Origin of the sequence: Sphingobium sp. LMA1-1-1.1, from assembly GCF_040676365.1 — a bacterium.
Lineage (GTDB): Bacteria > Pseudomonadota > Alphaproteobacteria > Sphingomonadales > Sphingomonadaceae > Sphingobium.
The window spans coordinates 373,371-399,334 of sequence record NZ_JBEGHS010000001.1; the positions used below are offsets into that span (position 1 = coordinate 373,371).

General features: G+C 62.9%; 24 protein-coding genes and 2 tRNA genes. 4 read left to right on the top strand and 22 right to left on the bottom strand.

Annotated elements, in window-relative coordinates:
- Nucleotide 1: 1 nt before the first annotated feature.
- From MRBLMA1_RS01870 to MRBLMA1_RS01900, 7 genes are read right to left on the bottom strand one after another with little or no spacing between them, the layout of a single operon-like run.
- Nucleotides 2-1,291, bottom strand: a complete 1,290-nt coding sequence (locus tag MRBLMA1_RS01870; protein ID WP_363734681.1) for a polysaccharide biosynthesis protein — start codon at nt 1,289-1,291, stop codon at nt 2-4.
- Nucleotides 1,284-2,108, bottom strand: coding sequence for a WecB/TagA/CpsF family glycosyltransferase (locus tag MRBLMA1_RS01875; protein ID WP_363734682.1), 825 nt, complete (start codon nt 2,106-2,108; stop codon nt 1,284-1,286). The genes MRBLMA1_RS01870 and MRBLMA1_RS01875 overlap by 8 nt, the downstream gene beginning before the upstream one ends.
- The gene (locus MRBLMA1_RS01880; protein ID WP_363734684.1) at nt 2,105-3,022 is read right to left on the bottom strand and encodes a capsular biosynthesis protein; all 918 of its coding nucleotides are present in this window, start codon (nt 3,020-3,022) and stop codon (nt 2,105-2,107) included. Before MRBLMA1_RS01880 ends, MRBLMA1_RS01875 begins: the two co-directional genes overlap by 4 nt.
- Complete coding sequence (locus MRBLMA1_RS01885) at nt 3,019-4,371, bottom strand: GNVR domain-containing protein (protein ID WP_363734686.1); 1,353 nt, start codon at nt 4,369-4,371, stop codon at nt 3,019-3,021. Before MRBLMA1_RS01885 ends, MRBLMA1_RS01880 begins: the two co-directional genes overlap by 4 nt.
- Nucleotides 4,372-4,373: 2 nt before the next feature.
- On the bottom strand, nt 4,374-5,801 hold the full coding sequence (locus tag MRBLMA1_RS01890) for an ATP-binding protein (RefSeq protein WP_363734688.1): 1,428 nt from the start codon (nt 5,799-5,801) through the stop codon (nt 4,374-4,376).
- Nucleotides 5,798-6,598 carry a polysaccharide biosynthesis/export family protein gene (locus MRBLMA1_RS01895; protein WP_363734690.1) on the bottom strand — a complete coding sequence of 267 codons (801 nt, stop codon included), beginning with the start codon at nt 6,596-6,598 and terminating at the stop codon, nt 5,798-5,800. Before MRBLMA1_RS01895 ends, MRBLMA1_RS01890 begins: the two co-directional genes overlap by 4 nt.
- A 27-nt stretch (nt 6,599-6,625) precedes the next feature.
- Nucleotides 6,626-7,801: a hypothetical protein gene (locus MRBLMA1_RS01900; RefSeq protein WP_414714710.1), complete on the bottom strand. Its 1,176-nt coding sequence runs from the start codon at nt 7,799-7,801 to the stop codon at nt 6,626-6,628.
- Here MRBLMA1_RS01900 and MRBLMA1_RS01905 point away from each other — a divergent pair.
- Nucleotides 7,794-8,087: a hypothetical protein gene (locus tag MRBLMA1_RS01905; RefSeq protein WP_363734693.1), complete on the top strand. Its 294-nt coding sequence runs from the start codon at nt 7,794-7,796 to the stop codon at nt 8,085-8,087. The two genes, MRBLMA1_RS01900 and MRBLMA1_RS01905, sit on opposite strands and share 8 nt — an antisense overlap.
- Nucleotides 8,088-8,102: 15 nt before the next feature.
- On the opposite strand, the gene MRBLMA1_RS01910 is transcribed toward MRBLMA1_RS01905, so the two are convergent.
- Nucleotides 8,103-8,300, bottom strand: a complete 198-nt coding sequence (locus MRBLMA1_RS01910; protein WP_363734695.1) for a hypothetical protein — start codon at nt 8,298-8,300, stop codon at nt 8,103-8,105.
- A gap of 273 nt (nt 8,301-8,573) precedes the next feature.
- Nucleotides 8,574-9,965 (bottom strand): sugar transferase, encoded by a 1,392-nt coding sequence (locus tag MRBLMA1_RS01915; RefSeq protein ID WP_363734696.1) that lies wholly within the window; start codon nt 9,963-9,965, stop codon nt 8,574-8,576.
- Nucleotides 9,966-10,635: 670 nt separating this feature from the next.
- On the opposite strand from MRBLMA1_RS01915, the gene MRBLMA1_RS01920 reads away from it, so the two are divergent.
- Nucleotides 10,636-11,106, top strand: a complete 471-nt coding sequence (locus MRBLMA1_RS01920) for an Lrp/AsnC family transcriptional regulator (RefSeq protein ID WP_133652386.1) — start codon at nt 10,636-10,638, stop codon at nt 11,104-11,106.
- Between the two features lie 155 nt (nt 11,107-11,261).
- Here MRBLMA1_RS01920 and MRBLMA1_RS01925 read toward each other — a convergent pair.
- The 7 genes from MRBLMA1_RS01925 to MRBLMA1_RS01955 form a co-directional block, all read right to left on the bottom strand.
- A tRNA-Lys gene (locus tag MRBLMA1_RS01925) sits at nt 11,262-11,337 on the bottom strand.
- 38 nt (nt 11,338-11,375) lie between these two features.
- Nucleotides 11,376-11,451 (bottom strand) — tRNA-Lys (locus tag MRBLMA1_RS01930).
- A gap of 125 nt (nt 11,452-11,576) precedes the next feature.
- Nucleotides 11,577-12,689: a rod shape-determining protein RodA gene (gene rodA / locus MRBLMA1_RS01935; protein WP_363734697.1), complete on the bottom strand. Its 1,113-nt coding sequence runs from the start codon at nt 12,687-12,689 to the stop codon at nt 11,577-11,579.
- Nucleotides 12,686-14,767: a penicillin-binding protein 2 gene (gene mrdA, locus MRBLMA1_RS01940; RefSeq protein ID WP_363734698.1), complete on the bottom strand. Its 2,082-nt coding sequence runs from the start codon at nt 14,765-14,767 to the stop codon at nt 12,686-12,688. The genes rodA and mrdA overlap by 4 nt, the downstream gene beginning before the upstream one ends.
- Nucleotides 14,764-15,291 carry a rod shape-determining protein MreD gene (gene mreD, locus MRBLMA1_RS01945; RefSeq protein WP_133652103.1) on the bottom strand — a complete coding sequence of 176 codons (528 nt, stop codon included), beginning with the start codon at nt 15,289-15,291 and terminating at the stop codon, nt 14,764-14,766. Before mreD ends, mrdA begins: the two co-directional genes overlap by 4 nt.
- Entirely contained in the window at nt 15,288-16,205 is a 918-nt protein-coding gene (gene mreC, locus MRBLMA1_RS01950) for a rod shape-determining protein MreC (RefSeq protein ID WP_363734700.1), read from the bottom strand. Before mreC ends, mreD begins: the two co-directional genes overlap by 4 nt.
- A 10-nt stretch (nt 16,206-16,215) precedes the next feature.
- Nucleotides 16,216-17,262, bottom strand: a complete 1,047-nt coding sequence (locus tag MRBLMA1_RS01955) for a rod shape-determining protein (protein ID WP_007685698.1) — start codon at nt 17,260-17,262, stop codon at nt 16,216-16,218.
- Between the two features lie 157 nt (nt 17,263-17,419).
- Between MRBLMA1_RS01955 and mutL the strand changes: the two genes are divergently transcribed.
- Nucleotides 17,420-19,192, top strand: coding sequence for a DNA mismatch repair endonuclease MutL (gene mutL / locus MRBLMA1_RS01960; protein WP_363734704.1), 1,773 nt, complete (start codon nt 17,420-17,422; stop codon nt 19,190-19,192).
- 100 nt (nt 19,193-19,292) lie between these two features.
- Nucleotides 19,293-19,799 (top strand): hypothetical protein, encoded by a 507-nt coding sequence (locus MRBLMA1_RS01965; RefSeq protein ID WP_363734706.1) that lies wholly within the window; start codon nt 19,293-19,295, stop codon nt 19,797-19,799.
- Nucleotides 19,800-19,879: 80 nt separating this feature from the next.
- Here MRBLMA1_RS01965 and MRBLMA1_RS01970 read toward each other — a convergent pair whose 3' ends face one another.
- The 6 genes from MRBLMA1_RS01970 to MRBLMA1_RS01995 all read right to left on the bottom strand — a co-directional run bounded on the left by MRBLMA1_RS01970 (nt 19,880) and on the right by MRBLMA1_RS01995 (nt 25,885).
- Nucleotides 19,880-20,344: a MaoC family dehydratase gene (locus MRBLMA1_RS01970; RefSeq protein WP_363734708.1), complete on the bottom strand. Its 465-nt coding sequence runs from the start codon at nt 20,342-20,344 to the stop codon at nt 19,880-19,882.
- A 51-nt stretch (nt 20,345-20,395) separates the two neighbouring features.
- The gene (locus tag MRBLMA1_RS01975) at nt 20,396-21,670 is read right to left on the bottom strand and encodes an ectonucleotide pyrophosphatase/phosphodiesterase (protein WP_363734710.1); all 1,275 of its coding nucleotides are present in this window, start codon (nt 21,668-21,670) and stop codon (nt 20,396-20,398) included.
- Nucleotides 21,671-21,715: 45 nt separating this feature from the next.
- The gene (locus MRBLMA1_RS01980; RefSeq protein WP_363734712.1) at nt 21,716-22,240 is read right to left on the bottom strand and encodes a DNA-deoxyinosine glycosylase; all 525 of its coding nucleotides are present in this window, start codon (nt 22,238-22,240) and stop codon (nt 21,716-21,718) included.
- 6 nt (nt 22,241-22,246) lie between these two features.
- Entirely contained in the window at nt 22,247-23,347 is a 1,101-nt protein-coding gene (gene ychF / locus MRBLMA1_RS01985; RefSeq protein WP_363734714.1) for a redox-regulated ATPase YchF, read from the bottom strand.
- 88 nt (nt 23,348-23,435) lie between these two features.
- On the bottom strand, nt 23,436-24,113 hold the full coding sequence (locus MRBLMA1_RS01990; RefSeq protein ID WP_363735372.1) for a DUF2490 domain-containing protein: 678 nt from the start codon (nt 24,111-24,113) through the stop codon (nt 23,436-23,438).
- 143 nt (nt 24,114-24,256) lie between these two features.
- Nucleotides 24,257-25,885 carry an alpha-D-glucose phosphate-specific phosphoglucomutase gene (locus MRBLMA1_RS01995; protein ID WP_363734716.1) on the bottom strand — a complete coding sequence of 543 codons (1,629 nt, stop codon included), beginning with the start codon at nt 25,883-25,885 and terminating at the stop codon, nt 24,257-24,259.
- Nucleotides 25,886-25,964: the final 79 nt, after the last annotated feature.

Consider the following 25,964-nt stretch of genomic DNA (forward strand, 5'->3'; position numbering starts at 1 on the left):
ATCAGCCAGCTCCCTGCTGATCACGCCGCCATTTTCGGTCGAGCCGCCAGATGCCGAGCATCATCACAAGCTGCGACAGCACGACGCCGCCGATCGAGAAGACCGGTGCGGTGCCCAGCACGATCAGCGTCACGGCGATCAGCCCGACACCGCAACTGCGCATGCTTTGCGCGGCGAGCGGGCGGAACGCCTTGCGTGCCTGGGTCATCACGCTCATCGGCGTCTGCACGCATTGAACGAGGGACAGGAGCGCGCACAGGCCCACGGCGATCATCACGAGCCGGTGATCCAGCGTCGGTTTCAGGATCAGGCCGGGAAAGGCATAGAGGGCGATGGCCGCCACCGCGCAGGTCGCCAGCCACAGCAGGACCAATGCCGCCATGAAGACCCGTTCCGACCTGATCGCCGCGCCGTGATCGCCGCGCGCCACGGCGCGGGTCAGGCGGGGACGCTCCAATTGGGTGAGGGCGGTGATGCAGACGTTGACAGGCCGGAAGAACAGCATGCCCACGGCGATCGGCGCAAAGGCCGTCGGCCCGGCAAGCAGCGTCACGATATAGCTGTGCGAATTGGAGGTCGCCTCCGTCGAGAGCACCCCGACCAGCGTCCAGGCCGACTGCTCCTTCCATACCGGGCGATAGGCGCCCAGAGCGTGGCCGGGCGCCATGGCGAAATGTCGCCGCAGATAGGCAAGGCCGAAGGGGAGAAGGCCGATGAGGCTGGCCGCCACCAGCATGCCGCCAATGGCCGACATGTCCGCGCCGGTTCGCATCGCAATCAGCAGTCCGGCGAGGATCGTCCCCGCATAGGCGAGATCCGATCGCGCGGCCCGTGCGGGCGTGTGATGCGCATAGGCATTGGAACGCCCGAACCAGCGGATCAGCGAAAGCATGCCCGCAAGGCCGAACAGCAGGGCTGCCGACGGGGAGGCTGTCGCCCATGCGATCGCTGCGCAGATCAGCCCCTGGCTGGCCGCCAGCATCAGGTTGACCGGGAAGAAAAAGTCGAAGCTCCGCGCATCGACATCGTCTCCCTGGTTCACCACGATGGTGTAGGGCGTCGACACCAGTGCATTGGACAAGCCATAGCCGAACTGGATGATCACCAGCAGGAAGGCCAGCGTGCCGATGGCCGCCGTCTCAAGATGATGGATGGAAAAGAGCTGGATCAGCAGGTGACTGACCGAGACGATCGCGGACGACAGGCTGGCCAGACCGAAGCGGCCGAACAGGCTGCCCAGGCGCTGGACGCGCCCTGTCGCAATATTTTCAGCCGCCCGGGCTTCAGCCATGGCGATGTTTCCAGATCAACCAGAGAGCGTGCGGATTCGTCGTGATATAGCGCCAGGCCAGTTCCCTTGGCCGCGTTGCCATGCGGTGCAGCCATTCGAAACCGGCCTTCTGCATCCAGATCGGCGCGCGCGGATAGTCGCCGGTGATGTAGTTGAACAGGCCCCCGCAAGTGATGATCCAGCCCGCCTTGATCCGCTCGCGATTGCGCACGCAAAATGCCTGCTCGCGCGGCTTGCCGGTGCCGACCCAAAGGACGTCGGGCGCAACCGCGTTGATCGCGTCGATTACCGCATCTTCCTCTTCGGCTTTCCAGAAGCCATTGCGTCGCCCGGCGAGGCGAAGGCTCGGCGCCAGTCTGAGGATTTCCTTCGCGCAGGCTGCGTTCACCGTCTCTTCGCCGCCCAGGAGGTAATAGCTGACCTGGGCCTCCGCCGCCGGTTTCAGGCTGTCGATGAACATGTCCGTCGTGCTCGAACGATCCGCGATAGGCGGCCCGCCGAACCAGCGGGAAGCCGCAACGACGATCTGTCCGTCAGCGTGGATCAGGTCCGCCTGCGCCAAGTTCGCCCGAAAATCGGGATCGGTGGCGTTCATCGACAGGCCCTGACCATTGGCGTCGAACACCAGAAGGGGCGATTGCTCCAGACCTTTGCGCAAGGGCGCTTCCACCAGCATCTTGGCGATCAGCGCATCCAGCGACAGGGTGGACACGGGCAATCCGCCGACATGGGCGACGGGGGCCCCAGCTCCTATGCCGGGACCAATGCCGGGGGAGGGATGGGACTGGCGATGCGCCAGCGCCTGGTCGGCACTCATGCGATCACCGTTCCGGCGATCGGTACGCTATGACGGTCAAGATCGTCGATGACCCGGCGCATGTCGGCGATGGCGGTATCGCCCCGCCGCGCAACGATGACGACAGCGTCAAATCCCGCCAAGATGCTGCCATAGGGGGTCTGATCGCCCTTGCGCTCGGCAAGGTAGAACAGCATCGACGTATCGCGCAGGCCCCAGCCATTGGCCGTTTCCGCCAGGGGGCCGCGCGTCACCAGGCTCGCCGCGCTGCCCGACGCGCGGCCCGCAGTCATCAGCCAGAGGCCCTCTACCGCTGTTTTGGCCGCCGGCAGCAATGCGGCGCTGCCCATCAACTGTTCGGCCAATCCGGCCTTGTTGGCGATGCGGAACAGCCGGTCGAGCGAAGGCCGACCCATGTCGACGTCGATCAACATCGTCTGCCCGTCCATCTGGGCCAGCACGACGGCAAGGTTCGCCGCCATGATGGCCGCTTCGTCGCCGGCATCTATGGCCAGCACGGCCAGCCGGAGCGCGGCGGGATCACCTTCCTTGGCGACGGCGCGGATCTTTGCGCGGACCGTCCGTACCTTGGCGGCATAGGGATCGGCGGGATCGAAGGCCGCGACGACCAGCGGATCGACCCGCTGGTCGTTCTCCGACAGCAGGGCGAAGCCGCCCTGCAAGGCCGCGAGCATGCCGGCGTCGTCCGGATTAAGCAGCCCCAGGTCCACCGCCGCGTCATGCAACGCCAAGCCCTGCGACCGGGCATGGGCCTCAACCTGATGTACCTCGGTCTCTGCGAGGAACCCATGCTCTACCGCCAGCCGGGCGAAATTATGGCTGTCCCGGGCACGGGGACGGAGCGTGGAACCGCTGCCTGCCGGACCGCCCGACGCCAGTTGATGCGGGGCGCCCGCCGTGGAACGCAGTCTCATGCGGCCTCCTGTTGCTTGAAGAATTTGGCCTGGCGCGCAGTGACTGGCACCAATTCGGTGATGACTTCGACCTCGGTCGCGCGGGTCACGCCGCCGGCAGAGCGAACGCGGGGATGAATGATTTCCATCATGATCACGGCAGCCACGCCGCCGATGAGGCCAAGCGCGATCCCGCCGATCAGCCACAGGATGACATTAGGCTTGGCAGGCAGCAGCGGCACTGTCGCCTCGTCCAGCGGACTGGCATTGGGCTGCGAGATCTGGCTCTTGAGCACCGCTTCATTGAAGCGCTGGCGCACCGTATCATAAGTCTGCCGGGCCGCGTCGACGTCCCGCTGGAGCACCATGAGCTGGTCCTGCACGTCCGACATGCGGATCATGCGGTCCTCCTGGCCAGCCATGTTGGACTTGAGGTCGCCCTCCCGCCGACTGGCTGCCACGCTGTTGGCGTTGACCGCGCCAGCCTGGCTGGCGCGGGCTGCGGCCAGCTTTGACTGAAGCTCGGACAATTGTGCCGCCGCCGCCGCCATGGTCGGGTGGTTGGGCCCCAGCGTTTTTTGCAGCTCGGACACCTTGGCGGATTGCTCCGCGACCTGCTCCTGCAAATTCTGGACGATCAGCGATCCTTCGATGTCCGATACGCTGCCCGCGCCAGCCTTGGACCGGGCTGCGGCCGCTTCCGCCTGCGCCTGGGTAAGCTGGTAGGACATGTTCTTGAGCTTCTCGGCCTCAAGGTCCATGCGGTTGATGCCGATGATGTCGTGCGCCCGCTGGAAATCGGACAGCTTCTTTTGCGCGATTTCATAGCGACGGCGCACTTCTTCCGTTTGCTCGTCGAACCATCGGGCCGATCCGCGTGCGGGAGAGGCGCGCAGTTCCACCTGTTCGCGCATGTATATCTTGGCGATCAGGTTCGCGACCTTGGCGGCGACCTGCGGATCGGCGTCCAGATACTGGATCTGGAGCACGTTGCTCTGCCGGCCGGTGGTGATGGTCATTTTCTTCGCGACCAGGTCGGCCGCCGCCTGCACCCGTGCATCTGCGGGCATGTCAGTCGGCATCGCATCGACGAAGCCCGCTTCGCGCGCCACGGCATTCATCACCTTGCCGCTGCGGATGATGTCCGTCTGCGTACCCAGGATGGCATCCGTATCCGGCTTTGGACCCTGCACCGTATTGGTGTCGGTCGGATCGGTTTGCGAAAGGTCCAGCAACAGCGACGCTGTTCCCATATATTGGCGCGGTTGCAGAAAGGCGGCGATCGCGACGAGCAGGAACAATATGCCCCCGATCATCGCCGCCGTGCGCCAGCGCGCCTGAAGCGCCGCCAGCAAGTCCATCGGGTTCATGGTCATAGCCCATCCACTCCCTTGAGCAGTGCGCGCATTTCCTCCGCGGGCGATTGCACGGGCGGTGCGCTCTGCACCGGCTGTTTCGCCATCAGCAGCAGGAATTGCGGCGCCAGCGTGTCTTCGAACATCCAAAGCTCGCCATTGGGCGTCGCCACCAGGGCGGGTTGGAGCCGGATCATGGCATCGCGGGCCTGGCTTTCATTGACCGGCCCGCCGCCCAGCACCTCATGGCCGAGCTTCACGAGCCGCTCATAGCTGATGGCGGACATTTGCGATGCGACCACCGCCGCAAGAGCGATCATCCGGCGGGCCGAACCGGCTTCCCACAGGATGCGCCGGAATAGCGCGTGGGTCTGTCTGCTCATTTCCTCCCAATCTTCCAGGGCGGAAACCAGCCCCTGTTCGACGTCGGAAAGCAGCATCCGCTCGCGCCCCGCTGCCTCCGTCACCAGGGCTGCGGACATTCCGAAGAGCCGTGCATGATAGGGTGACCCCATCGCGGCGCTCGCCAGAGCGTCGAGTGCATCCTCGTCGATGGAAAGCCGGGCATTGCCTGCGCAGGACAGCAGCAGCCGTTCCAGCTCCGGCTTGGGGATTGGCGCAACCCGCTGCGGCACCAGGTGGCGGCGGAGCGAGGGATGGGCAGCGATCAGCCCCTCTATGTCGCTGGCGATGCCGACCAGCACGACCTGGACGGGAGAATGGATGTCGGTCAGCAGCTTCAGCAGCGTCGCGACATCCTGCTTGGCCGTTTCGGACTGCACCCGGTCATATTCGTCGATGATAAGGATGGAACGTTCGCGCACTTCCTCCACCAACAGGGCGGAAAGGCGCGACACGTCCAGCGGCTCGCCCATCATCCTGCGTGCCCGTTCCTGTCCCGCGCCGCTCATCGGCAATTCGGTCAGGAAGGGACGGAAGAGAGAGTCGAAATCCGCTTCTCCATTGGCTGAGGCGTAAAGCGCGACGCATCCGGCTTCATCCGCCAGATCGCCGAACACGCGGGCGAGCGAGGTCTTGCCCGAACCGCGCGTGCCGAAGATCACGGCATGCTTGCGTTGCACGACGATCGCCTCGACCAGCTTTTCCAGTTCGCTGTTGCGCCCCGCCAGCCCATGGCGGTCCGTCACGGGCATGGCGGTGTTGAACGCGGCATAGATGCTGTCGCGGCGCAGACTGATGGGTTTGATGGGCGCAGCCATCGCGCTCATGGAAAGAGGCCTGTGGGTCGGTTCCTCCAATTGCGCTTCCAGCGTGTCATGTCGGAAGCCTGGCAATGCCGGTACGTCCAGGTGCAGCGGCACGTCGTCGGGGATGGTGCGTTCGTTGCGCCTTTCCCCACTTCGGGCGAGCGACAGGAAACGATCGAAAATGCCGGATTTCTGGCCAGGCCGTGTTTGTGCGAAGCCTTGATCGAGGGTCGTCAAAACAGCTTCTCCCGGATGATGAGGACGTCCTCAGGCTTCACCGGATCATCCAGCTTGGCCTGTATTTCCTTCCCCTCCCGCCGGACTTTTATCCTTTTCGTGGAACCTGCCAGTGTCGGTCCGCCGGCGAGCGCCAATGCCTGCCGGAAACTTTGCCCCGGCACGTAGGAAAAGGCTCCGGGCTGCTGGACCTGGCCATAGACATAGATTTTTTCCGCAGGCGGCACGAAGAGCGTGTCGCCGGCCTTCAGCGGCCGCATCGCGCCTGCGCCCATGTCGGCCAGCGAAATGCGCACTGGCCCGCTGCCGTCGGCGGGCGTCAGGATCACGGCATTGGCGCCGTCCTTGGTCGATCCTCCCGCCTTGGCGAGCATCGATGCTACCGTGTAATCCCGGTCAAGCGGGTAATTGCCCGCCTGCGGCACATTGCCGAGCACCGTGACGAACCGGCTCACATAAGTGCTGACATCGACGCTGACGGACGGCTTGGTCAGATAGCCGCCGCTGGCATAGCCGGCCGCAATATCCTGCGCCAGTTGCGAGGTAGTCTTGCCCCTTGCCGGCACCGGGCCGATGAGCGCGAGAAGGACGGTGCCATCCTCCTTGATCCGGGTGGTCGTCGACAGATCCGGCTGGCCGAAGACGGAAATCTTCAGTTCGTCGTTCGGACCGAGTTGATAGCCCGAGCCAACCGCAGACGCCGCCGTGTTTTCGGCAGCGGTCTGGGCAATCGCCGTCATCGGACCCGCAATGATCAGCGGGATTAGTATGGATTTAACGAGAGTATCGGCTTTCACAGCTCATGCTCCCAATATATTGGTGTTCTAGAAATGCAGAGCAGCGCTCAATGTTATTTGCGTGCCGCTATAGTTCGAGACACTGGTGTCTGTTCTGCGAGTATAATGCTGGGCATCCAGCGTAAGATCGAAGCGATCGGAAAGTTTCCTCCTCAACAGGCCGCCAAAACGACGATTACGATCGGCCGTGATTGAATAGGGACGAAGTGCAGCATCCTGCCGGAACTTTCTGCGGTCCCATTCCGCGTACAGACCGCCCGACGTCAGTTCGGAGATCGAAAATTCGCCCTGGATGCGATAACTGCTGTCAATGGTGAAGCCGGCGGCGATCAGGCTGTCGTTTATGATTGCACGCTCCGTCGTCGCCGTCAGCTTCAGGCGGGGAATGGCCTGTGTAGAAAGGCTGACTTTCCACCCCAGACCGTCATAGCTGCCCACGGCCGCGCTATCGCTGCTGACGTCGAGCCAGCGGACATCCGCGTCGATCTGCGTGATCGGCGTCACCGCGCGCTGGAATCTCAAGCCATAGCTGTTGATGCGATTTTCGATGCCCAGCGCGTTGCGCTTGCTGTTCACTCGCTCATAATAGGCGGTCAGCGTACCAAAACTGGGCATGGCATAGCCGACACCGCCCCGGAACGTATCGCTGGTCTGGTCGGCATAGTCGAACTCTGCGGCGTTGCGGGTCGTGTCATGCTCATAGCTTGCCACCGGGAAAAGTCCTGGCCGCTCGCACGTGAAATCCGCACCGATCGTGGAGAATTTCTGAAGATTTTCCGTCACCGCATTGATGTCGCCATAATCGGCGCGCTGCTGGCGATAGGCGGCCCTTGGGGTGATCAGGCAGGTAGCGCCGAAGCGGATATTGGCCTTTGCCTCCGTATCCAGACGCAGCTTGCTCCGCTGCTCTTCGGAAATGAAACGGTCATATCCGATCTTGCCGCGCAGGAGGATGTCGTGTCGTCCGATCGGCATGCCATAGGCCGCCTCCAGAGAGGGCGTGACGATCAGATCGGCGGTGGGCTTTCCGATGTTATCGTTCACGCGATAGATATTGTCGTCATAAAGTAGATCCAGGCCAGCCGTAAGGTGTAGGCCGTAATCACTTATTCTTTTTTCCTCCGCTGCATTTTCAATGCGCTTTGGCTCGGTTGTGTTGTCATTTTCCTGTGCACGTGAAACTGCAGGCGAGGCCGTGAGCATTGCGGCACCACTTATGGCTGCCGCAAAACAGGTGCGCGACCATGAATTCTGTCGATCGCTGGGCGCAAAATTCCGGCCCCGCAATCGCGGATTATTATATTTGTCCAAAACCAATCGACCCTTATTGCATTGCAGCAATCAGGGCATGCTAGAAGTATTTTTGCGTAAAACCACTGCCGGAAAAACAGCTTGTCGCGTCAAAACAACGGCTCGGTTCATCGCAAAGAAAGCGCGTCGGGACCAGTCCCGGCGCGCCCTGCTGCTGTTAATCTGGGAGAAAGCTTGAGCCGGATGAATCCGGTCAGAAGATCAGCCAGGCAATTGCCGATAAAGCACCGACAAAGGTCAGTATGCCGGCCCAGCGCGATAGCAGTTGCACGCCGCTCTCGGCGCGATCGACGAAAGTCGTGCTGCCGGCATGCACCGGAATCTCGCGGCGTACCTCCGCCGTTTCGATCAAAGAGGGTGCCGCTGCAACTGCTGCAAATTCTTCCGCCACGTCGATATTCCGCCGCCCATTGGTGATGACGTTAATATCCGATTTTGCGGTTAACAAATAGTTCGGACGAGGGCGGCTTGGCCATCAGTTCGTCGCATATGGAGGCGAATCAGGTTCGAAATCCTGATCTGGGATAAGATAATTTGCGACGAACCGATTTTATGAGCAGTTCGTCGCAAATCTCGATTTTTCAGAGGAACCTTTTCCGCCGATCTGCGTGTTGGCGCTTCCTCGATTCGCCATCGATGTCAGGGTGCTGAACTGTATCACATCCTAATAGGCGTTTTTGTGAACCAGCACGTTGAGCGTACCGAACAGGATCGCAATATCGCGCATCAGGCTCCAGCCGTGCAGATATTCCAGGTCGGCCTCGACCCTGTTCAATATGTCGCGGCGCGTTTCAGTAGCGCCGCGAAAGCCGCGGATCTGCGCCAGCCCGGTAATTCCCGGCTTCAGCGCATGGCGGTGCCAATATTGCCGGTCTACCTGCCAGAACAGTTGCTCCTCTGCCGTTGATCCCAAGGCGTGGGGGCGTGGCCCCACCAGGCTCATCTCGCCCAGCAGGACGTTGATGAGCTGCGGCAGTTCATCGATGCTGGTCTTGCGGATGAATGCCCCTACACGCGTGATGCGATTATCATCCCGCTGCGTGGAGGTTGCGCCAGCGCCGTCGCACTGCTCCACCTTCATGCTCCGGAACTTGAGTATGTGGAACAGCATGTTGCCGCGCCCGATCCGTTCCTGCTTGAAGAAAATGGGGCCAGGCGAATCCAGTTTGATAAGGATCGCGACCACCGCCATCAGCGGCGCGATCAGGATGAGCACCGGGACCGTCAATGCGATGTCCAGCAGACGCTTCTTCGCGCGGTTGGCAAGGTTCAGCGGACCGCGCGACACAACGAGCGTCGGGCTGCCGCCATAGGATTGAACGGCAAGCGGAGCCATCGGGTCCAGTTCCGGCACGATGATCTCGCCCAATATGTTGCCGCCCTTCAGCATCTGCGCCCAATCCGCCTTGCGGTCGGCGGGGCAGGATATCACCGCGCGATCATAATCGCGGAGCAGGGTGCCCAGGCGGTGCAGCATATATGGATCGTCCAGATCGGCCTTCAGTCCGACGGCTGATGCATCGACGATCACCATGCCGCTGACGTCGTCCGGAATGGTGCCGTCGTCGATGATCAGAAGTTGGGCGAACAGTCCGTCCGCAAAATTGCGGCGGACCATTTGCACGATCATGAACCGTTGCAGCACCAGCAGGCTTCCGCTGCACAATATCCCTGCCGAAACGCCAAGCCGCGACAGATGGCCGGTCGCCTTGAGCGAGAACACGACGAGCAGGAAGATCAGCAAAGTGCCAGCCAAGGCCATTGTTGCGCTGCGGCATGATTGGGTCATGCGCATCAGGCAATGGGGGTTATATGCTTGGTTGTGAAAAGCCAGGACGGCATAAACGATCATGCCGCCCGCCAGCGGTTGCCACTGCCCGTTGGCCAGCCATTGCAGCCCTGCCGCGCGCAGGCCAAGGGCGAAGCCCGTTGCAAGCGCAGCCATGTCGGCAACCAGCAGCAACAAACAAAGCCAGAGCCGCGCATTCCGCTGACCTGCGGCCGTGGCGGGCTGGCGACTGGGGATACCTTTGATCGCCAGATCAATTTTCGACATCTGCAACCCTTTTTTATGTCCTGACGTCAAACCGTGCACCGCCGTGCGGCAGCGTGTTAACCATCAGACATCCGCAGTGTTTTGATTTATGTTGCGCAGCAGCAGGGCATAAATGTTTTGGGCTGACAATCGGGCTTTAGGTGCGCGGACCCGCTTTTCCGATGATCCGTTGGTCCTGAAGGATGCTCTGCCCCAGATTTGCGACGACCCGAAATGCAGGGCGATGCCGTGCCTTGCAGCCGGAGGCGCTCAGCGCATCGTCAAACCCGAATCAGCGGCAGTTTCAAGCTATTGTCCACCACCCCAGCAGAAGCAGAGTAGCAAGCAGTGCCAAAGGGCCGGCCCATCGCGAAATGCGCTGGATCCCGGCTTCCATCCGCTCGTGCGGAAAATGCCAGCGGGAGGGCCTTGCCTCGCCGTTGATGCTTTCCCCGTGCACAGGATCATGCTGAGGCGCGACGGAGGCCTTCTTTCCGTCCTGGCCCTGTTCGTGTGATTTCGATGAAAGGTCGATCATGTCGCTGTCCAACCGTGCATGATGCGGCCTGCCGACAGAATAGCCCGGTTGGCCGAAAAAGAAAGCAGATTCGCATTCTGGGCAACTCGCAAGATCATCTGCGACGCATCTACGCTCTTGGATGAAACCGCTGCGGTGATTATCCTCCCTCTCATGAAACAGGACCGACAAATCGATGCGATCGACCGCAAGATTATCGCGGCGCTGCAGGAGGACGCCACCCTTAGCCATTCCGACCTGGCGGAACGGGTTGGGGCCTCCAGCGCTTCCTGCTGGCGCCGGATCAAGGCGCTGGAGATTGCGGGTGTCTTCGCCGCTACCGTCAGGCTTGTGGATCCTGAAAAGATCGGCCGTGGCGTTAATGTCCTTTGCCACATCCGCATGCGCAGCCACGCGCAGGATGCGCGCCGCGCGTTCGAGCAGTTCGTTGAGAGCCGGCCGGAAATCGTCGAATGTTTTTCGATGTCTGGCGAATGGGATTATTTGATACGCGTCGTCGTGGCGGACGTCGCGGACTATAATCGCTTCCTGATGATGACCCTGTTGGGACATCCATCGGTCGCGGGCGCAGCTTCCCATTTCGCGCTGTCCATGACCAAGTTCACCACAGCATTGCCAGTCTGAAGCGGTTTTCAGTCAGATTGAACGGGATCGATCAATCGGTTGCTTTGCTTTATCGTGAATACTTGACTGGAGCGAGCAACCTGCGCCGCGATTTAACGCGGCGCGCCAAATCGGGCCGTGGTAGGGCGTGGAAATCAAGTTGTGGCAAGGAGGTCTGGTGGACGCACTAGGGCTCGAACCTAGGACCCGCTGATTAAGAGTCAGCTGCTCTACCAACTGAGCTATGCGTCCATGCCCGCGTTCGGCCTAAGCCTTGATCGTCGGGAATTTGGTGGACGCACTAGGGCTCGAACCTAGGACCCGCTGATTAAGAGTCAGCTGCTCTACCAACTGAGCTATGCGTCCACATCCGCTTTCAGCTAGTCCCGGACGGGCCGTCGCTTTGGCGTGGCCGGGCTGGTAGCAGCCGCATGGGACTTTGCAAACAGGAAATCGTGTCCTTCGGCATATTTTTGCGGGAGGGCTGGCTTTCAGCTCCAGCTTCCCGGACGATGAGGGCGCTTACCCGACCGGTCGATCGCCATGATGATGCCGACGCACAGCATGACTGTCAGCATCGATGACCCGCCATAGGACATGAACGGCAGGGGAATGCCCACCACCGGCGCGAGGCCCATCACCATCATCAGGTTGATCGCAACGTAGAAGAAGATCGTCGTGGTCAGCCCGGCCGCCACCAGCCGCGCATATCGGTCCTGCGCGCGCAGCGACACGCCTATGCCCCAGCGGAACAGCAGCATGAACGCGCCTATGAGCAGCACCCCGCCCAGCATTCCCCATTCCTCCGCCATGGTGGCGAAGACGAAATCGGTGTGCCCTTCGGGCAGATAGTCCAGATGGCTTTGCGTACCTTTCAGGAAGCCCTTGCCGAATATCCCGCCCGACCCGATGGCGATCTTCGACTGGCTGATATGATAGCCTGCACCCAGCGGATCGCTTTCGGGGTCAAGAAAGATGAGGACGCGGTTCTTCTGGTAATCGTGCAGGAAACTGAAGGCTATGGGCACGACGGCCGCCAGCGTCAGTCCCGATCCCACGAAAAGGCGCAGAGGTAATCCTGCAAGGAACATCACGGTGACCCCGCCCGCGGCGATCATGGTCGCGGTGCCGAGGTCGGGTTGAATCAGCACCAGCGACCAGGGCAGGCCGATCAACACCAGCGCGGGCCAGATGGCATTCCAGCGCCTTATCTCGCCCACTGGAAGCAGCGCATAGAAACGCGCGACCGCCAGCACGATGATCGGCTTCATGAATTCGGAGGGCTGGAGTTGCATGAAGCCCAGGTTGATCCATCTCTGGCTTCCCCCCGCGACTCCTCCGATCAGTTCGACGAGGAACAGGAAGACCAGAACGGTGCCATAGGCGGGAAAGGCAAGGCGGGCGAAGGTTTCCATGGATATCCGGCTCAACACCAGCGCCATGCCTGAAAAGATGACGAAACGAACACCCTGATTGATCGCCCAAGGGGTGATGCTGCCGCCGGCGGCGCTGTAGAGCACCAATGTCCCAAAGCCGGCGATCGCGAGCAATATGCCCAGCACTCGCCACGGGAATTGGGTCAGGGGCTCAGGTACGATGCTCATGGCGCGCTGTCTGCCGGAGGAGGAACGTCATCCGCGTCGGCTGCCGGCGCCGCCGTTGAAGCCGGGGGGCGGGGAGACGCAGTTGCCGCGCCGTTGCCCTCGGCTGCGTTCATTGCATTGGCTGCTTCGGCGGGGGGGGCCTGCCCCTTCTCGATCGCTTTCGCCAGCTTGTAGGCCGCCATCTGCCGGGCCATCCGTTCGGCCGGCGGACCGCCCCAATCCTTCTCTATGGTTTCCAGCTTCTCCATCGCCTTTGCGGGGTCAAAGAGGAAGGTCATGGTGTCCGCCGCGATCATGGGCGCGTCCTCGATCCGGTTGATGTGTCCGCCATGCTCGATGATGCAGGCGATGGCATAGCGTGGATTGTCGAACGGAGCGAAGCCCTGGAACAGCGCGTGGTCGCGCAGCTTGAAGGGCAGCGAGGCGTTGCTGCGCACGCCGCCGCCGCGTTCAGCCATGGTGATGCGGCGGACCTGCGCCGTTCCGGTCTTGCCTGCCATCATCACGCCGGGCAGGGGGATGCGGGCCGCGCCGCCCGTTCCGCCGCCGTTCACCACCGCGCTCATCGCGTCGCGGATGGTCACCAGATGTTCCTCATTCACGCCCACAGGGGCTGGCGCGGGTCGGTGCGCGCCGAAGATGAAGTTGGGCATCAATTGCCGGCCCGTCGCCAATCGCGCGGCCATCACCGCCATCTGCAACGGATTGATGAGCATGTAGCCCTGACCGATGGTGGCGTTGACCGTGTCGTACACCTGCCATTTCTGATTATATTTTTTGAGCTTCCACGCAGGATCGGGGACCGTGCCGAAACTCTGGCTGGGGAAGGGAAGGTCGAACTTCTGCCCCATGCCGACGCGCCGCGCCATGCTAGCGATCCGGTCCATGCCGATCCGCTGCGCCATCTGGTAGAAATAGATATCGCAGCTTTGCGCGATCGCCCCGCGCATGTTGAGCGAACCGTGCCCGCGACGCTTATGGCAGTGGAACAGCGTGTTGCCGACCCGGATCGCACCGGGGCAGTTCACTGTGTCCATGGGTGAAATCCCCGCCTCCAGCAACGCGAGCGCCACCATCGGCTTGACCGTCGATCCTGGCGGGTAAAGCCCCTGCAGCGTCTTGTTGCGGAGCGGGACATGGTCATCCTTTGACAGCATGTCCCATTCCAGATGGCTGATGCCGTCCGAAAAGCTGTTCGGATCGAAACTCGGCATCGACGCCATCGCCAGCACGTCGCCATTATGGCAGTCGATCACCACCACGGAACCGCTTTGCGTCGCCAGCCGGCGCCCGGCATATTCCTGAAGGCCCGCATCGATGGTGAGCTTGATCGCATTGCCGGGCGTGTCGGGCCGGGTGGTCAGTTCCCGCACGATCTTGCCCCGCGCCGTTACCTCCACGCGCTTGGCGCCCGGCTTGCCCGTCAATTCGCTGTCGAATGCGCGCTCTAGCCCGTCCTTGCCGACCTTGAAACCCGGCGTGATCAACAGCGGGTTCTTGCGCTCTTCATATTCCTTGGCCGACGCCGCGCCGACATAGCCGAGCAGATGCCCCACGGTCGCGCCCGCCGGATAATTGCGGGAAAAGCCCTGGCTTGGCGACACGCCGGGCAGGTCGGGCAGCCGAACGCTGACCGCCGCGAATTGGTCGTAGCTCAGCTTTTCCGCCACCTGGACCGGGCGAAACCCCGCCGATTTGTCGAGTTCCTCCTTGATCCGCTCAACCTCATCATCGCCCAGCGCCAGCAGATGGGCCAGGCTGCGGATCGTATTCTCCGCATCTGTCACCCGTTCCGGGATCAGGTCGACGCGAAAGTCGGTGCGGTTATTGGCGAGGGGGCGTCCATTGCGATCGATGATCCACCCGCGCCGGGGAGGGATCAGCGTCAGGTTGACGCGATTGCTTTCCGACAGGAGGTTGTATTTCTCATTCTCCGCAACGCTTATCCAGCCCATCCGTCCCACAAGCAGCGCGCCGATCGCCCCCTGCAAACCGCCCACCACCATCGCCCGGCGCGTGAAGGTGAAGGACAGGGAGGCTTCGGTAACGGTCTTCTTCTTGAGAAAAGGCAGCTTCATGCCATCACGCGCCAGCGGTCGATCCGGGCGCATTGCCGAACGACGAAGGGAAAGAGCAGGACAGTCCAGACCATTTGCGGTGCGACCAGCAGCAGTTTGATGTCTCCTCCGCCGGTGATCCGCGCGAAGAAGACGCCGCCGGCGATGCAGAAGATAATGGCGATGGCCGCGATTAACCAGTCCTGCCGATAGCTGCGCCAGACCATGCGATGTTCGATGGCGTCGATGCCGATCAGCATTATGGTCCACAGGCACATGGCCGAACCGATGGGTTGGCCGCTGGCGATATCGTCGAACAGGCCGAGCGGGACGCCGATCCAGGTGCGCCACAATTCGGGGCGCAACAACCGCCAGGAAAGCAGCAGCAGCAGACCGAAAGGAGGCATGACGGGCGATTGCGCGATCACCGGCAAAGCCGTCGCCAGCGATCCCAGCATGACCGTGATCACCGGGGTACCCGCCAGCCGAAAACGCGAAGGATGACGGCCAAGGCGCGGCACATGCTGCAAATGGGGATCGATCATGGGGCGGCTGCGTTCTGCGTGGCCTCCGGCACGACCGGAGCAGATGGCTCCCCGCCCTCCGGCCGGGTGACGGCTTCCTCGAAGGAGCGCTCCACCACCACCGCGTCGACCTTGGACGGGTTGGCGAGCGGCACGCCATAAGCGATCTCCCCCGCGATGCGGACGATTACCGCCACGGGAATGTTGGGCTGATAAACTCCGCCCACCCCGGATGTCACGAGCAGGTCACCTGGCTTGAATGGGTTACGCCCCGCAGCCAGCGCGCGAATCTCCAAAGTGCCGTCGCCCAGTCCCGTCGAGATGGCGGGCACGCTGTCATTGGCCCGCCGCACCGGCACGATGTTGCTTGTATCCGTCAGCAGCAGCACTTCGGCCGTATTGGGCGTGGTGGTGTGGATGCGTCCGATCAGCCCCTCCGGCGCGCGCACCGGCATTCCCGGTCGAACGCCCTGCCAGCGTCCGGCGTTGAGCCGCGCCAGCCGCCGCGTGCTGGTGGAGGAAGAGGCGATCAGCCGCGCCGTCAGCAATTCGCTGCCATCATCCTCGACCAGCTTCAGCAGCTTTTTCAGGCGCAGATTTTCCTGCGCCACCGCCTTTGCTTCTATGATGCGGTTGCGATCGTTCTCGACCTGCCGGCGCAGCGCCACATTCTGGGAACCCGCGTGCCAGTAGCTGGCCAGCACCTCGTCGACTGATGAAACGCCGCTCACCATATTCTTGAGCGTGACCGACGCCGGACGAGTGACCTCCGCCGTCGCGATGCGGATCGCGGCGAAGCCCGTCGGATCGAAAATGGCGACAACCACCAGAAGCAGGCCGACGGCGGCGCCCGTCATCGCCACGACATAGGAGGCGAAGAGGCTATATTGCGCCTTCCGGTTATGCCCGGGGCGTCGGCTGGGTGGCCGCGCCATGCTGCCCCCTTCAAGCGGTCTGGAGAACGCCCCGGAAGATCGGGTCCTCCATCGCCCGGCCAGTGCCGATGGCGACGCAGGTCAGCGGATCTTCAGCGATAGTGACCGGCAGGCCGGTTTCGTCACGCAGTTCATCGTCGAGCCCCTTGAGCAGCGCGCCCCCGCCGGTCAGGACGATGCCCTGGTCGACGATATCCGCAGCCAGTTCCGGCGCGGTATTTTCCAGCGCAATGCGGACGCCTTCGACGATGGTGCTGATCGGTTCGGCCAGCGCGTCCGCGATCTGTCCCTGATTGATCGAGATTTCCTTGGGCACGCCGTTCACCAGGTCACGGCCCTTGATATGGATCGTCTCGCCAACACCGTCTTCGGGTGGTTGCGCGACGCCGAACTGCTTCTTGATCCGCTCGGCTGTCGCCTCGCCGATGAGCAGATTATGGTGGCGGCGAACGAAGGAAACGATCGCTTCGTCCATCTTGTCGCCGCCCACGCGAACGGAGGTGGTATAGGCCAGGCCGCGCAGAGAAAGTACGGCGACTTCCGTCGTGCCGCCGCCAATGTCGACCACCATCGAACCAATGGGTTCCGTCACGGGCATGTCGGCACCGATGGCGGCGGCCATAGGTTCCTCGATCAGGAACACCTGGCTGGCGCCGGCATTGCTCGCCGCGTCGCGAATCGCGCGGCGCTCGACGCTGGTCGATCCCGACGGCACGCAGATCACGATCTCGGGGAAGCGCCACGGCCGCGACTTGCCGCCATGCACCTTGGTGATGAAATGCTTGATCATCTGCTCGGCCACGTCAATGTCCGCAATCACGCCGTCGCGCAGGGGGCGGATCGCCTCGATCGAATCGGGTGTCTTGCCCATCATCAGCTTGGCGTCGTCACCGACGGCCTTGACCCGCTTCACGCCGTTCAGCGTCTCTACCGCCACGACGGAGGGTTCATTGAGCACGATGCCGCGCCCCCGCACATAGACCACGGTGTTCGCCGTGCCGAGATCGATGGCCATGTCCTGAGAGGAAAGTTTGAAGAGACGCGAGAAGATCGACATGCCTGTTCCTGTGCAGCCCGCATGCCCCGGCGAAGCGAACCGGGACAGTCGGAAAGTTCGCCCCGCAATTCACATGCCCCGCAGTCGATTTTGGTTGACCAAAATTTATGGGGCTTGCGTCTCGCGGAAAGCGCTCGCTTGGGCTAGTCACTAATCAATGTCAATACGCCGTCTGCCCGAACATCTGGTCAATCGCATCGCCGCGGGCGAAGTGGTCGAAAGGCCTGCCAGCGCGCTCAAGGAAATCGTGGAAAATGCGTTGGATGCGGGATCGCGCCGGATCGCCATTCGCATCTCCAGCGGCGGGCTCGACCGGATAGAGGTAAGCGATGACGGCTGCGGCATGGCTCCCGACGAAATCGCGCTGGCGCTGGAGCGCCATGCGACGTCGAAATTGCCCGACGACGCGATCGAGAATGTCGCGACGCTCGGTTTCCGGGGCGAAGCCTTGCCTTCCATCGCCAGTGTCGCCCGTCTCTCCATCGACAGCCGTCCGCAGGGGCAGGACGGTTGGAACCGCACCGTCGACAATGGCGCTGTTGTGAACGAAGGGCCTGCCGCGCTGCCTCCAGGCACGCGCGTCACGGTCGAGCAGCTTTTCGCCCGCGTTCCCGCCCGCCGCAAGTTCCTGCGTTCGGCCAAGGCGGAATATGCCGCATGCCTCGACGTCGTTCGCCGCCTTGCCATGGCGCATCCGTCTGTCGCCTTCAGCATGGAGCATGACGGACGGCGCGTGCTGGGCGTGCAGGGGGGCGAGGCGCGGGAGGATCGCGTTGCCGCACTCACCGACCGGGCGCTGGCCGACAATCATGTCATCGTCTCGCTGGAAAGGGAGGGGGTGCGCCTGTCCGGCGTGGCCTCGCTGCCGACCTATAATCGCGGGGTGGGCGATCATCAGTTCCTGTTCGTGAATGGCCGTCCGGTGCGCGACCGGCTGCTCGTCGGGGCGGTCAGGGGTGCCTATGCCGACATGCTGGCGCGGGACCGGCATCCTGTCGTCGCGCTTTTCCTGGATGTCCCGCCGCTGGAAGTGGACGTCAACGTTCATCCCGCCAAAACCGAAGTGCGCTTTCGCGACCCGGCGCTGATCCGGGGTATGATCGTGTCCGGATTGCGCAGGGCACTGGATGCGGAGGGCTTTCGCGCCGTCCAGCATGCCGACCCCGCCGCCCTCTCCGCGTGGAAGCCGGAGCCGATCTCGCCCACACCCATCGGCGCGATGCCGATCTTCGAGGCGGTCGGCACGACCACGCCGACCTATTCGGTGGCGGAACGTCGCCCCACTTTCCTGACGCCGCCGCCCCAGGCACGTGCGGAACCCGCCGCCGCGCCAGCGCCGGAAAGCGCGAGTTTCCCTCTCGGCGTCGCTCGTGGACAGGTTGCCCGCACCTATATCGTCGCGGAGGCGGAAGATGGCCTCGTCATCGTTGACCAGCATGCCGCGCACGAAAGGCTCACGCTGGAGCGGATGCGCCGCGCCATGGAGGGGCAGGGCGTCGCCGCGCAGGCGCTGCTGCTGCCCGAAGTGGTCGAACTGGACGAGCCGGCATGCGACCGGCTGGAGGCGCGGATCGAGGAGCTCAAGGAATTCGGGCTGGAGTTGGAGCGGTTCGGTCCCGCGGCCATTCTGGTCCGCGCCACGCCTGCCATGTTGGGGCAGGGGGATGTGCAGGGTCTGGTGTCCGACCTCGCTGATGATCTGGCTGCGTATGACAGCGCCCTTGCCCTGAAGGAAAGGCTGGATCTGGTCGCTGCGACCATGGCCTGTCACGGCTCCGTGCGCGCCGGCCGCATGCTGAGCGTGACCGAAATGAACGCTCTGCTGCGCGAGATGGAGATCACCCCACGCAGCGGCCAATGCAATCACGGCCGCCCGACCTGGGTGAAACTCGGCCATGGCGACATAGAAAAGCTCTTCGGCAGGAAATAGTGCCGATATTCTTCCAGAAGGACTTGCCCTGGCACTCGCCCCTTGCGCCCGCCGCCGGTTGAGGCAAGTTTCAAGCATTGCTTGGCCAGGGACAACGGAAATGAAGCGACTCCTCCTACTCCTGACGGTCCTGCCTCTGAGTGCGCAGGCTGCCCCAGACACCTGCGCCAACCCGCTGCCCCTGGCCGAGCCATGGACAAGCTGGCCGCAAAGCGGCGACGTCATGGCCGGAGCCACGGTTTCCACAGCGCCGCGCATCATCCTCGGCAAGCCGGTGACTGCAACGCTCCGCCCCGGCGCGCAGGTTCAGTTCGCCGTTCGATCCGGCAAGTCCGCTGCGAAAAGCTATGGCGGCCTGTTTACACTGGCGGTCAAGGACGCCGCGCGTATCGGTGTGGCCCTGTCTGCCGCCGGATGGGTGGATGTCGCAACCGGAACGACCGTGCGCGCATCCGTCGGCCACGGCCATGGTCCGGACTGTTCCGGTATCCGCAAGATCGTATGGTTCGACCTTCCGCCTGGCCTGCATATCATCCAGCTAAGCGGCGCGATGGCATCCTCTATCCGCATCATGGCCGCCGACTCCCGCGCCAACCAACCGCGCTAGGTAAAAGATGTTTCCTGCCGATCCGAAACCTGCGAGTGGGGAGAGCCGGGCAATCCAGACCCGGCGGCAATCATTCGGAATCAGCCCGATCGCGTCCGGAACATGGCAATGGGCTTCATCGACAGAACCGGTTCGTCGCGCTGGTTGAACAGGGTGATGTGGGTCTTCACTATTCCCATTTCCGGCCTGCTGCGCGAAGCCTTGAGATCGATCACCTCCGAAACGCCGCGCAGCGTATCGCCTGGCCGAACCGGCTGTAACCAGCGCAACTCGTCCACGCCCAGCGCGCCCAGACTGGCCGCCTGAACGCCGGGATTGCGCTGCCACATCGCCACCATCATCTTCATCGACAGGGCCGTCGTATGCCAGCCGCTGGAGGCGAGGCTGCCGAAGTGGGTTGCTGCCGCAGCTTCATCGGACAGGTGAAAGGGCTGGGGATCGAATTCGCGCGCGAAGGCAATGATCTCCTCCCGGCTGATGGTGACCGGCCCGAACTCGTTTCGGTCGCCCAGCTTCACATCTTCGAAATAGACGATCTCACTCATACCCGTTTCCTTCCGCAACGGGTGTACAGATAGTTTCCGTTTACGAAAACGTCAATTCTTGACGAGCCCGGCCAGAACCGCCGGATCCCCGTCACTCGGACGCACTGAGATGTCCAGCAGGCGCGCCAGAACCGGATAGACATCGACATTGGTGAAGTCGGCGGGCATCCTGAACGCCGTGTCGAAGGCGGGCCCGCTGGCGATGAACAGCGCTTGCATCTCCGGCGCCCGGTCGTCCCAACCATGATCCCCGCCGGTGAAAGGCTTGGCCGGCGCAGTTTGCTGTATGGTCCAACCGGTTTCGGCGAGGCAGAAATAGGGCGGAATGCGCCGATGCGTTCCATAGTGGAAGCGCGTCGGCATCGCGCCCTTGCGCCAGCATTGCATATGCGGCTGTGGCTTCAGCAGTGCAGCTTCCAGCGCTGCTTCATGACCCGGTTGCGCGCTGAGGCTGGCATAAGGTCCGCTTTCCACGATGCGATAGTCCGCCGGGTTCGCAATCTTGTCCAACGCGACGACCCTTTCGCTCGATTTCTGCGCCATGCCATGATCGGAAAGGATGAGAAGATTGGCTGATTGTCCCAGCGTCCTCAACCCGTTCACCAATTGGCCGATCTCGCCATCGACCTCTGCCACCGCCTGCGTCGTCTCCGCCGCATCTGGCCCAGCCGCATGCCCGGCAGTATCTACCGCGTCGAAATAGAGCGTGAGGAAGCGTGGCCGGATCGCAGCGGGACGCCGCAACAGGTCCAGAACGCCATTCACCCGCTGCGTCCCGGAAATGGCCTGGTTGAATTGTGCCCAATCGCTGGGCCGTGTGCCGCCGCTGATCTTGTGCGGCCATTCCGTCGCTTCGGTCCCGCCCCACGCTACATTGGAACCAGGCCAGAACAGTGTCCCTGTCCGAACGCCGGCCTTTTCGGCCGTGACCCAGATCGGTTCGGCTTCGTTCCACCAGAAGGGATCGTCCGTAGCCATCGTGAAGGTTTCACCGGGACGCGAGGCATCCTCCATCTTGTTGGCGACGATGCCGCTGCGGTCGGGCCGGTCCCCGGTCACGATGGCCCAATGGTTCGGAAAGGTCTTGGTCGGAAAGGAAGGCCGCATGGCTGCCGAGACCCCGGCGGCTGCGAGAGCCGACAGATGCGGCGTCACGCTCCGCTTCAGATAATCGGGCCTGAAGCCGTCAATGGACACCAATATCGTCACTGGCTCCCGTTGCTCGACCTGCGCGGCGGCGGATACCGGCCGTTCGCGAGCCGGCGTGCAGCCGGCCAGCGTTGAGAGGATGAGGAGGCTGGCGAGCGAAGAACGGCGTGAAAACATGTCCCGCCTTACCAGACGGACCATGACGGTAAAGTGACGAGCGCCCTATGCGTCCCCAATATGCGGCGCCATCGCCATCCATGCGCTCCGCTTCGCTTCCCGCGACATGCTGGCAAAGGCGCCGCTGGAGGAGGGAAGGTCGATCAGCACCAGCCCCGGCCGCAGCCCGATCTGCCGTCGCCCGTGCAGCGCCGCCGTCCTGCCGTTGAACGCCACCACCTCCAGCGCTGGAAGCCTGTCGATGAAAGCCGCCAGGTCACGCAGTTCCGCGCCCCGGATCGCGCTGTCCAGGCTTCCCTCCCGGTCGGCGCTCTCGATCACGTCCCACAGGCCCACGCGCCGGGCCTTCAATCGTTTCAGCCGCATGGCGTAGGGCTGGCCGCGCAGATCCTCGCCCAATACGTCGCCCATCAGCGCCCAGAAGGCATTGCCACGATGAGCATAATATTCGCCCTGCCTGATCGACGCATCGCCCGGCAGGCTTCCCAGTATCAGCAGCCGCGTGCTTTCATCGACGCTGGGCGGAAAGGCCGCCTTGCGCCTGGCGGGCATTTGTCCCGGCCGCAGCATCAGTCGTCAGACATTGAAGCGGAACAGCATGATGTCGCCATCCTGCGTCACATATTCCTTGCCTTCGGAGCGCCACTTGCCCGCTTCCTTTGCCCCGGCCTCCCCGTTGAACTGGACATAGTCCGCATAGGCCATGGTTTCGGCGCGGATGAATCCCTTTTCGAAATCGGTATGGATCGCGCCGGCCGCCTGGGGCGCTTTCGATCCCTTGGCCACAGTCCAGGCGCGTGCCTCCTTGGGGCCCACGGTGAAGAAGGTGATGAGGCCCAGCAGTTCGTAACCCGCGCGGATGATGCGCGCCAGGCCCGCTTCCTCCAGCCCCAGGGCCTCCAGATATTCAGCGCGCTCCTCCACCGGCATGGTGATGAGTTCCGCTTCGATCGCGGCCGATACGATCACCGCCTTCGCGCCTTCGGCGGCAGCCTTCTCGAACACCCGCGCCGAATGGGCATTGCCTGCGGCCGCGCTCTCCTCCTCGACATTGCAGACATAGAGGACGGGCTTGGCGGTCAGCAGTTGCGCCTGGCGAAAGATGCGCTCCTCCTCATCGTCGGCCGGCTGGGTCAGCCGCGCCGGCTTGCCGTCCCGCAGCAGGTCCAGCGCCTTGCCCAGCACGGAAGCCGCCGCCTTTGCCTCCTTGTCGCCCTGCGCAGCCTTCTTGGCGAAATTGGGGACGCGCTTCTCCAGGCTCTCCAGATCAGACAGCATCAACTCGGTCTCGACCGTATCGGCATCGGCGATGGGATCGACCTTCCCCTCGACATGGGTGATGTCGTCATCCTCGAAGCAGCGCAGCACATGGACGATGGCGTCCACCTCGCGGATATTGGCCAGGAACTGGTTGCCCAGCCCTTCGCCCTTGGACGCGCCGCGCACCAGCCCGGCAATATCGACGAAGGCGAGCTGCGTCTCGATGATCTTGGCCGAACCGCCAATCTTCGCGATGGTCTGCAGGCGCTGGTCGGGTACCGCGACCTGACCGACATTGGGCTCGATCGTGCAGAAGGGATAGTTCGCGGCCTGCGCAGCCTGCGTCTCCGTCAGCGCATTGAAGAGGGTGGACTTGCCCACATTGGGAAGCCCGACGATACCGCAACGAAAACCCATGATAATGCCTTCACGTCAAAACCTATGGCGGCGCCGATAGCGCTTTCGCCGCGGCTTGGCCAGAGCGCGTGCAGAGCCTGTGACGATGTCAGCGGCGGAAGAACAGCGTGACGGACGCGACGTGATTGATGCGCCGGTTGCCGCCTCGCTGGTCGATCAACTGGTTGAGATAGCCGATCTCCGCCGTCGATGCGCCGCCCAGTCCAATCTCGGCCCCGGCAAAGCTGCGCAACTGGTCGAACCCGCCCTTAGCGCCCCAGTCCGTGCTGTTGAGCGCCACAAAGCCCTCGCCATAGATGAGCGCGTTGACAGCCGTCCTGCCCAGCGGCTTTTCGTAACGCAGCATCTCCCGCAGGCGCCACCCCATGTCTCCGCCGTCGGAGCGCCAGCGCTGTTCCAGCCGCGTGCGTGATGAAAGTTCCCCGCCCCAGGGCTTGCCGATCGCCCAATTGGCCTGCTGGAAGCTGCGCTCCTCATTCACGTCACGACCGTCCCTTACCGGCAGCACGACATGGGCATAGCCCTGATAAACGGTGACGCTGGACGAGAGCTTCCAGCCCAGGGCGCCGCGCAGGAGGGTCTGATCGGCCCGCGATATGCCGTCCCCGATGCGCGGCTGAATCTCCGCAAAATAGACGAGTTTCCCGGATATCGGCCCCATGGCGGTGAGGTTCAGCCAGAACTGCTCATCCTGAACGGTCCGGGCGTTGGCGGGCATGGCGGTGGCGAACAGGGCCGAGAAGAGAGAAGGGAGCAGGCGCCGCATCAAATCCTCGAAAAAAGGAAACATGCCGCTCCTGGTGGATATTCCCGCAAAGGCAGGGACACGAAGAGCGCCGGTCATTGCCCGCGCTCTAATGGCCCATTATTTCTCCGTGATTTCCAGAAGGTAAGCTTTGGCGGCTGGCCTCAGGTAATGACGCTCGGCCGCTCCATGCCGGTGAAGCCCGATATATCGGCAACCTCCTGTGCTGCCTTCACCAGCGGCGCGAGCGCTTCGCCCGTCTCCAGCGCCAGATCGCCGTCCTTGCCCACAAAGCGTTCGATATAGACGCGCAGGGTGGCGCCCTCGGTCCCCGTTCCGGACAGCCGGAACACCACCCGCGAGCCATCCTCGAACAGGACGCGCACGCCCTGGTTGCGGCTGACGGACTGGTCGGTAGGATCACTATAGGCAAAGTCGTCGGCGCTCATCACCGTGCCGCCGCTGTTCGTCGTACCCGGCAGCGTTCCCAGCCCGTCCCGCAGCGCCACCATCAGGGCGTCGGCATTGTCCTTCGCGATCGCTTCATAATCATGCCGCGCATAATAGTTGCGGCCAAAGGCGGCCCAATGCTCTGCCATGATCTGGGCGACGCTCTGTCGCCGGACGGCCAGGATGTTGAGCCACAGCAGCACCGCCCAGATGCCATCCTTTTCGCGCACATGGTCGGAGCCGGTGCCGGCGCTTTCCTCGCCGCAGATGGTGGCCATGCCGGCATCCAGCAGATTGCCGAAAAATTTCCACCCCGTCGGCGTCTCATAGAGCGGGATACCCAGCTTTTCCGCGACGCGATCGGCCGCGCCACTGGTCGGCATGGACCGTGCAATGCCCTTGAGGCCCGTCGCATAGCCGGGTGCCAGATGCGCATTGGCCGCCAGCACGGCGAGCGAATCCGAAGGCGTGACGTAACAATGTCGCCCGATGATCAGATTGCGATCGCCGTCGCCATCCGAAGCTGCGCCGAAATCCGGTGCGTCCGGCGCCATCATCCGGTCGTACAATTCCCTGGCGTGAACCAGATTGGGATCGGGATGATGATGGCCGAAGTCGGGAAGGGGGGTTGCGTTGCGCACCGTGCCCGCTGGCGCGCCGAGCCGCTTCTCGAAAATCTCCACCGCATAGGGGCCCGTCACCGCGCTCATCGAGTCGAAAGAGAGGGTGAAGCCTTCCGCAATCATTGCCCGGATCGCGCCAAAGTCGAACAGCTTTTCCATCAGATCGGCATAGCTGGCGACCGGATCGACCACCTCGACCGTCATGCCGCCCAGGGTGGCGATGCCCAACGTATCGATGTCGACATCGTCCGCCTCCCATATCCGATAGCTGTCTATGGCAAGCGTTCGGGCATGAACGGCGTCGGTCACCTTTTCGGGTGCCGGGCCGCCGTTCGAGACATTATATTTGATCCCGAAATCCTCGTCCGGCCCGCCGGGATTATGGCTGGCCGACAGCACCAATCCGCCAAAAGCGCCCGACGAGCGGATCAGATGCGACGCCGCCGGGGTCGAAAGGATGCCGCCGCGTCCCACCAGCACCCGGCCGAACCCGTTGGCCGCAGCCATCTTCAGGACGATCTGGATGACTTCCCGATTGAGGTAGCGGCCATCGCCGCCGACGATCAGGGCGTGGCCTTCGAAACCTTCCAGGCTATCGAACACCGACTGGACGAAATTTTCCGCATAATGAGGCTGCTGGAAAATCCGCACTTTCTTGCGCAGGCCGGATGTGCCCGGCTTCTGATCGCTGAAAGGCTTCGTCGCGATGGTCTGTATCACCCGGATCCCCTTGGAGAGTGGAAAGTCAGGCTTACTCTATGGCGCGGGAGTGCGACATTCCGCAATCCACTCCGGCCAT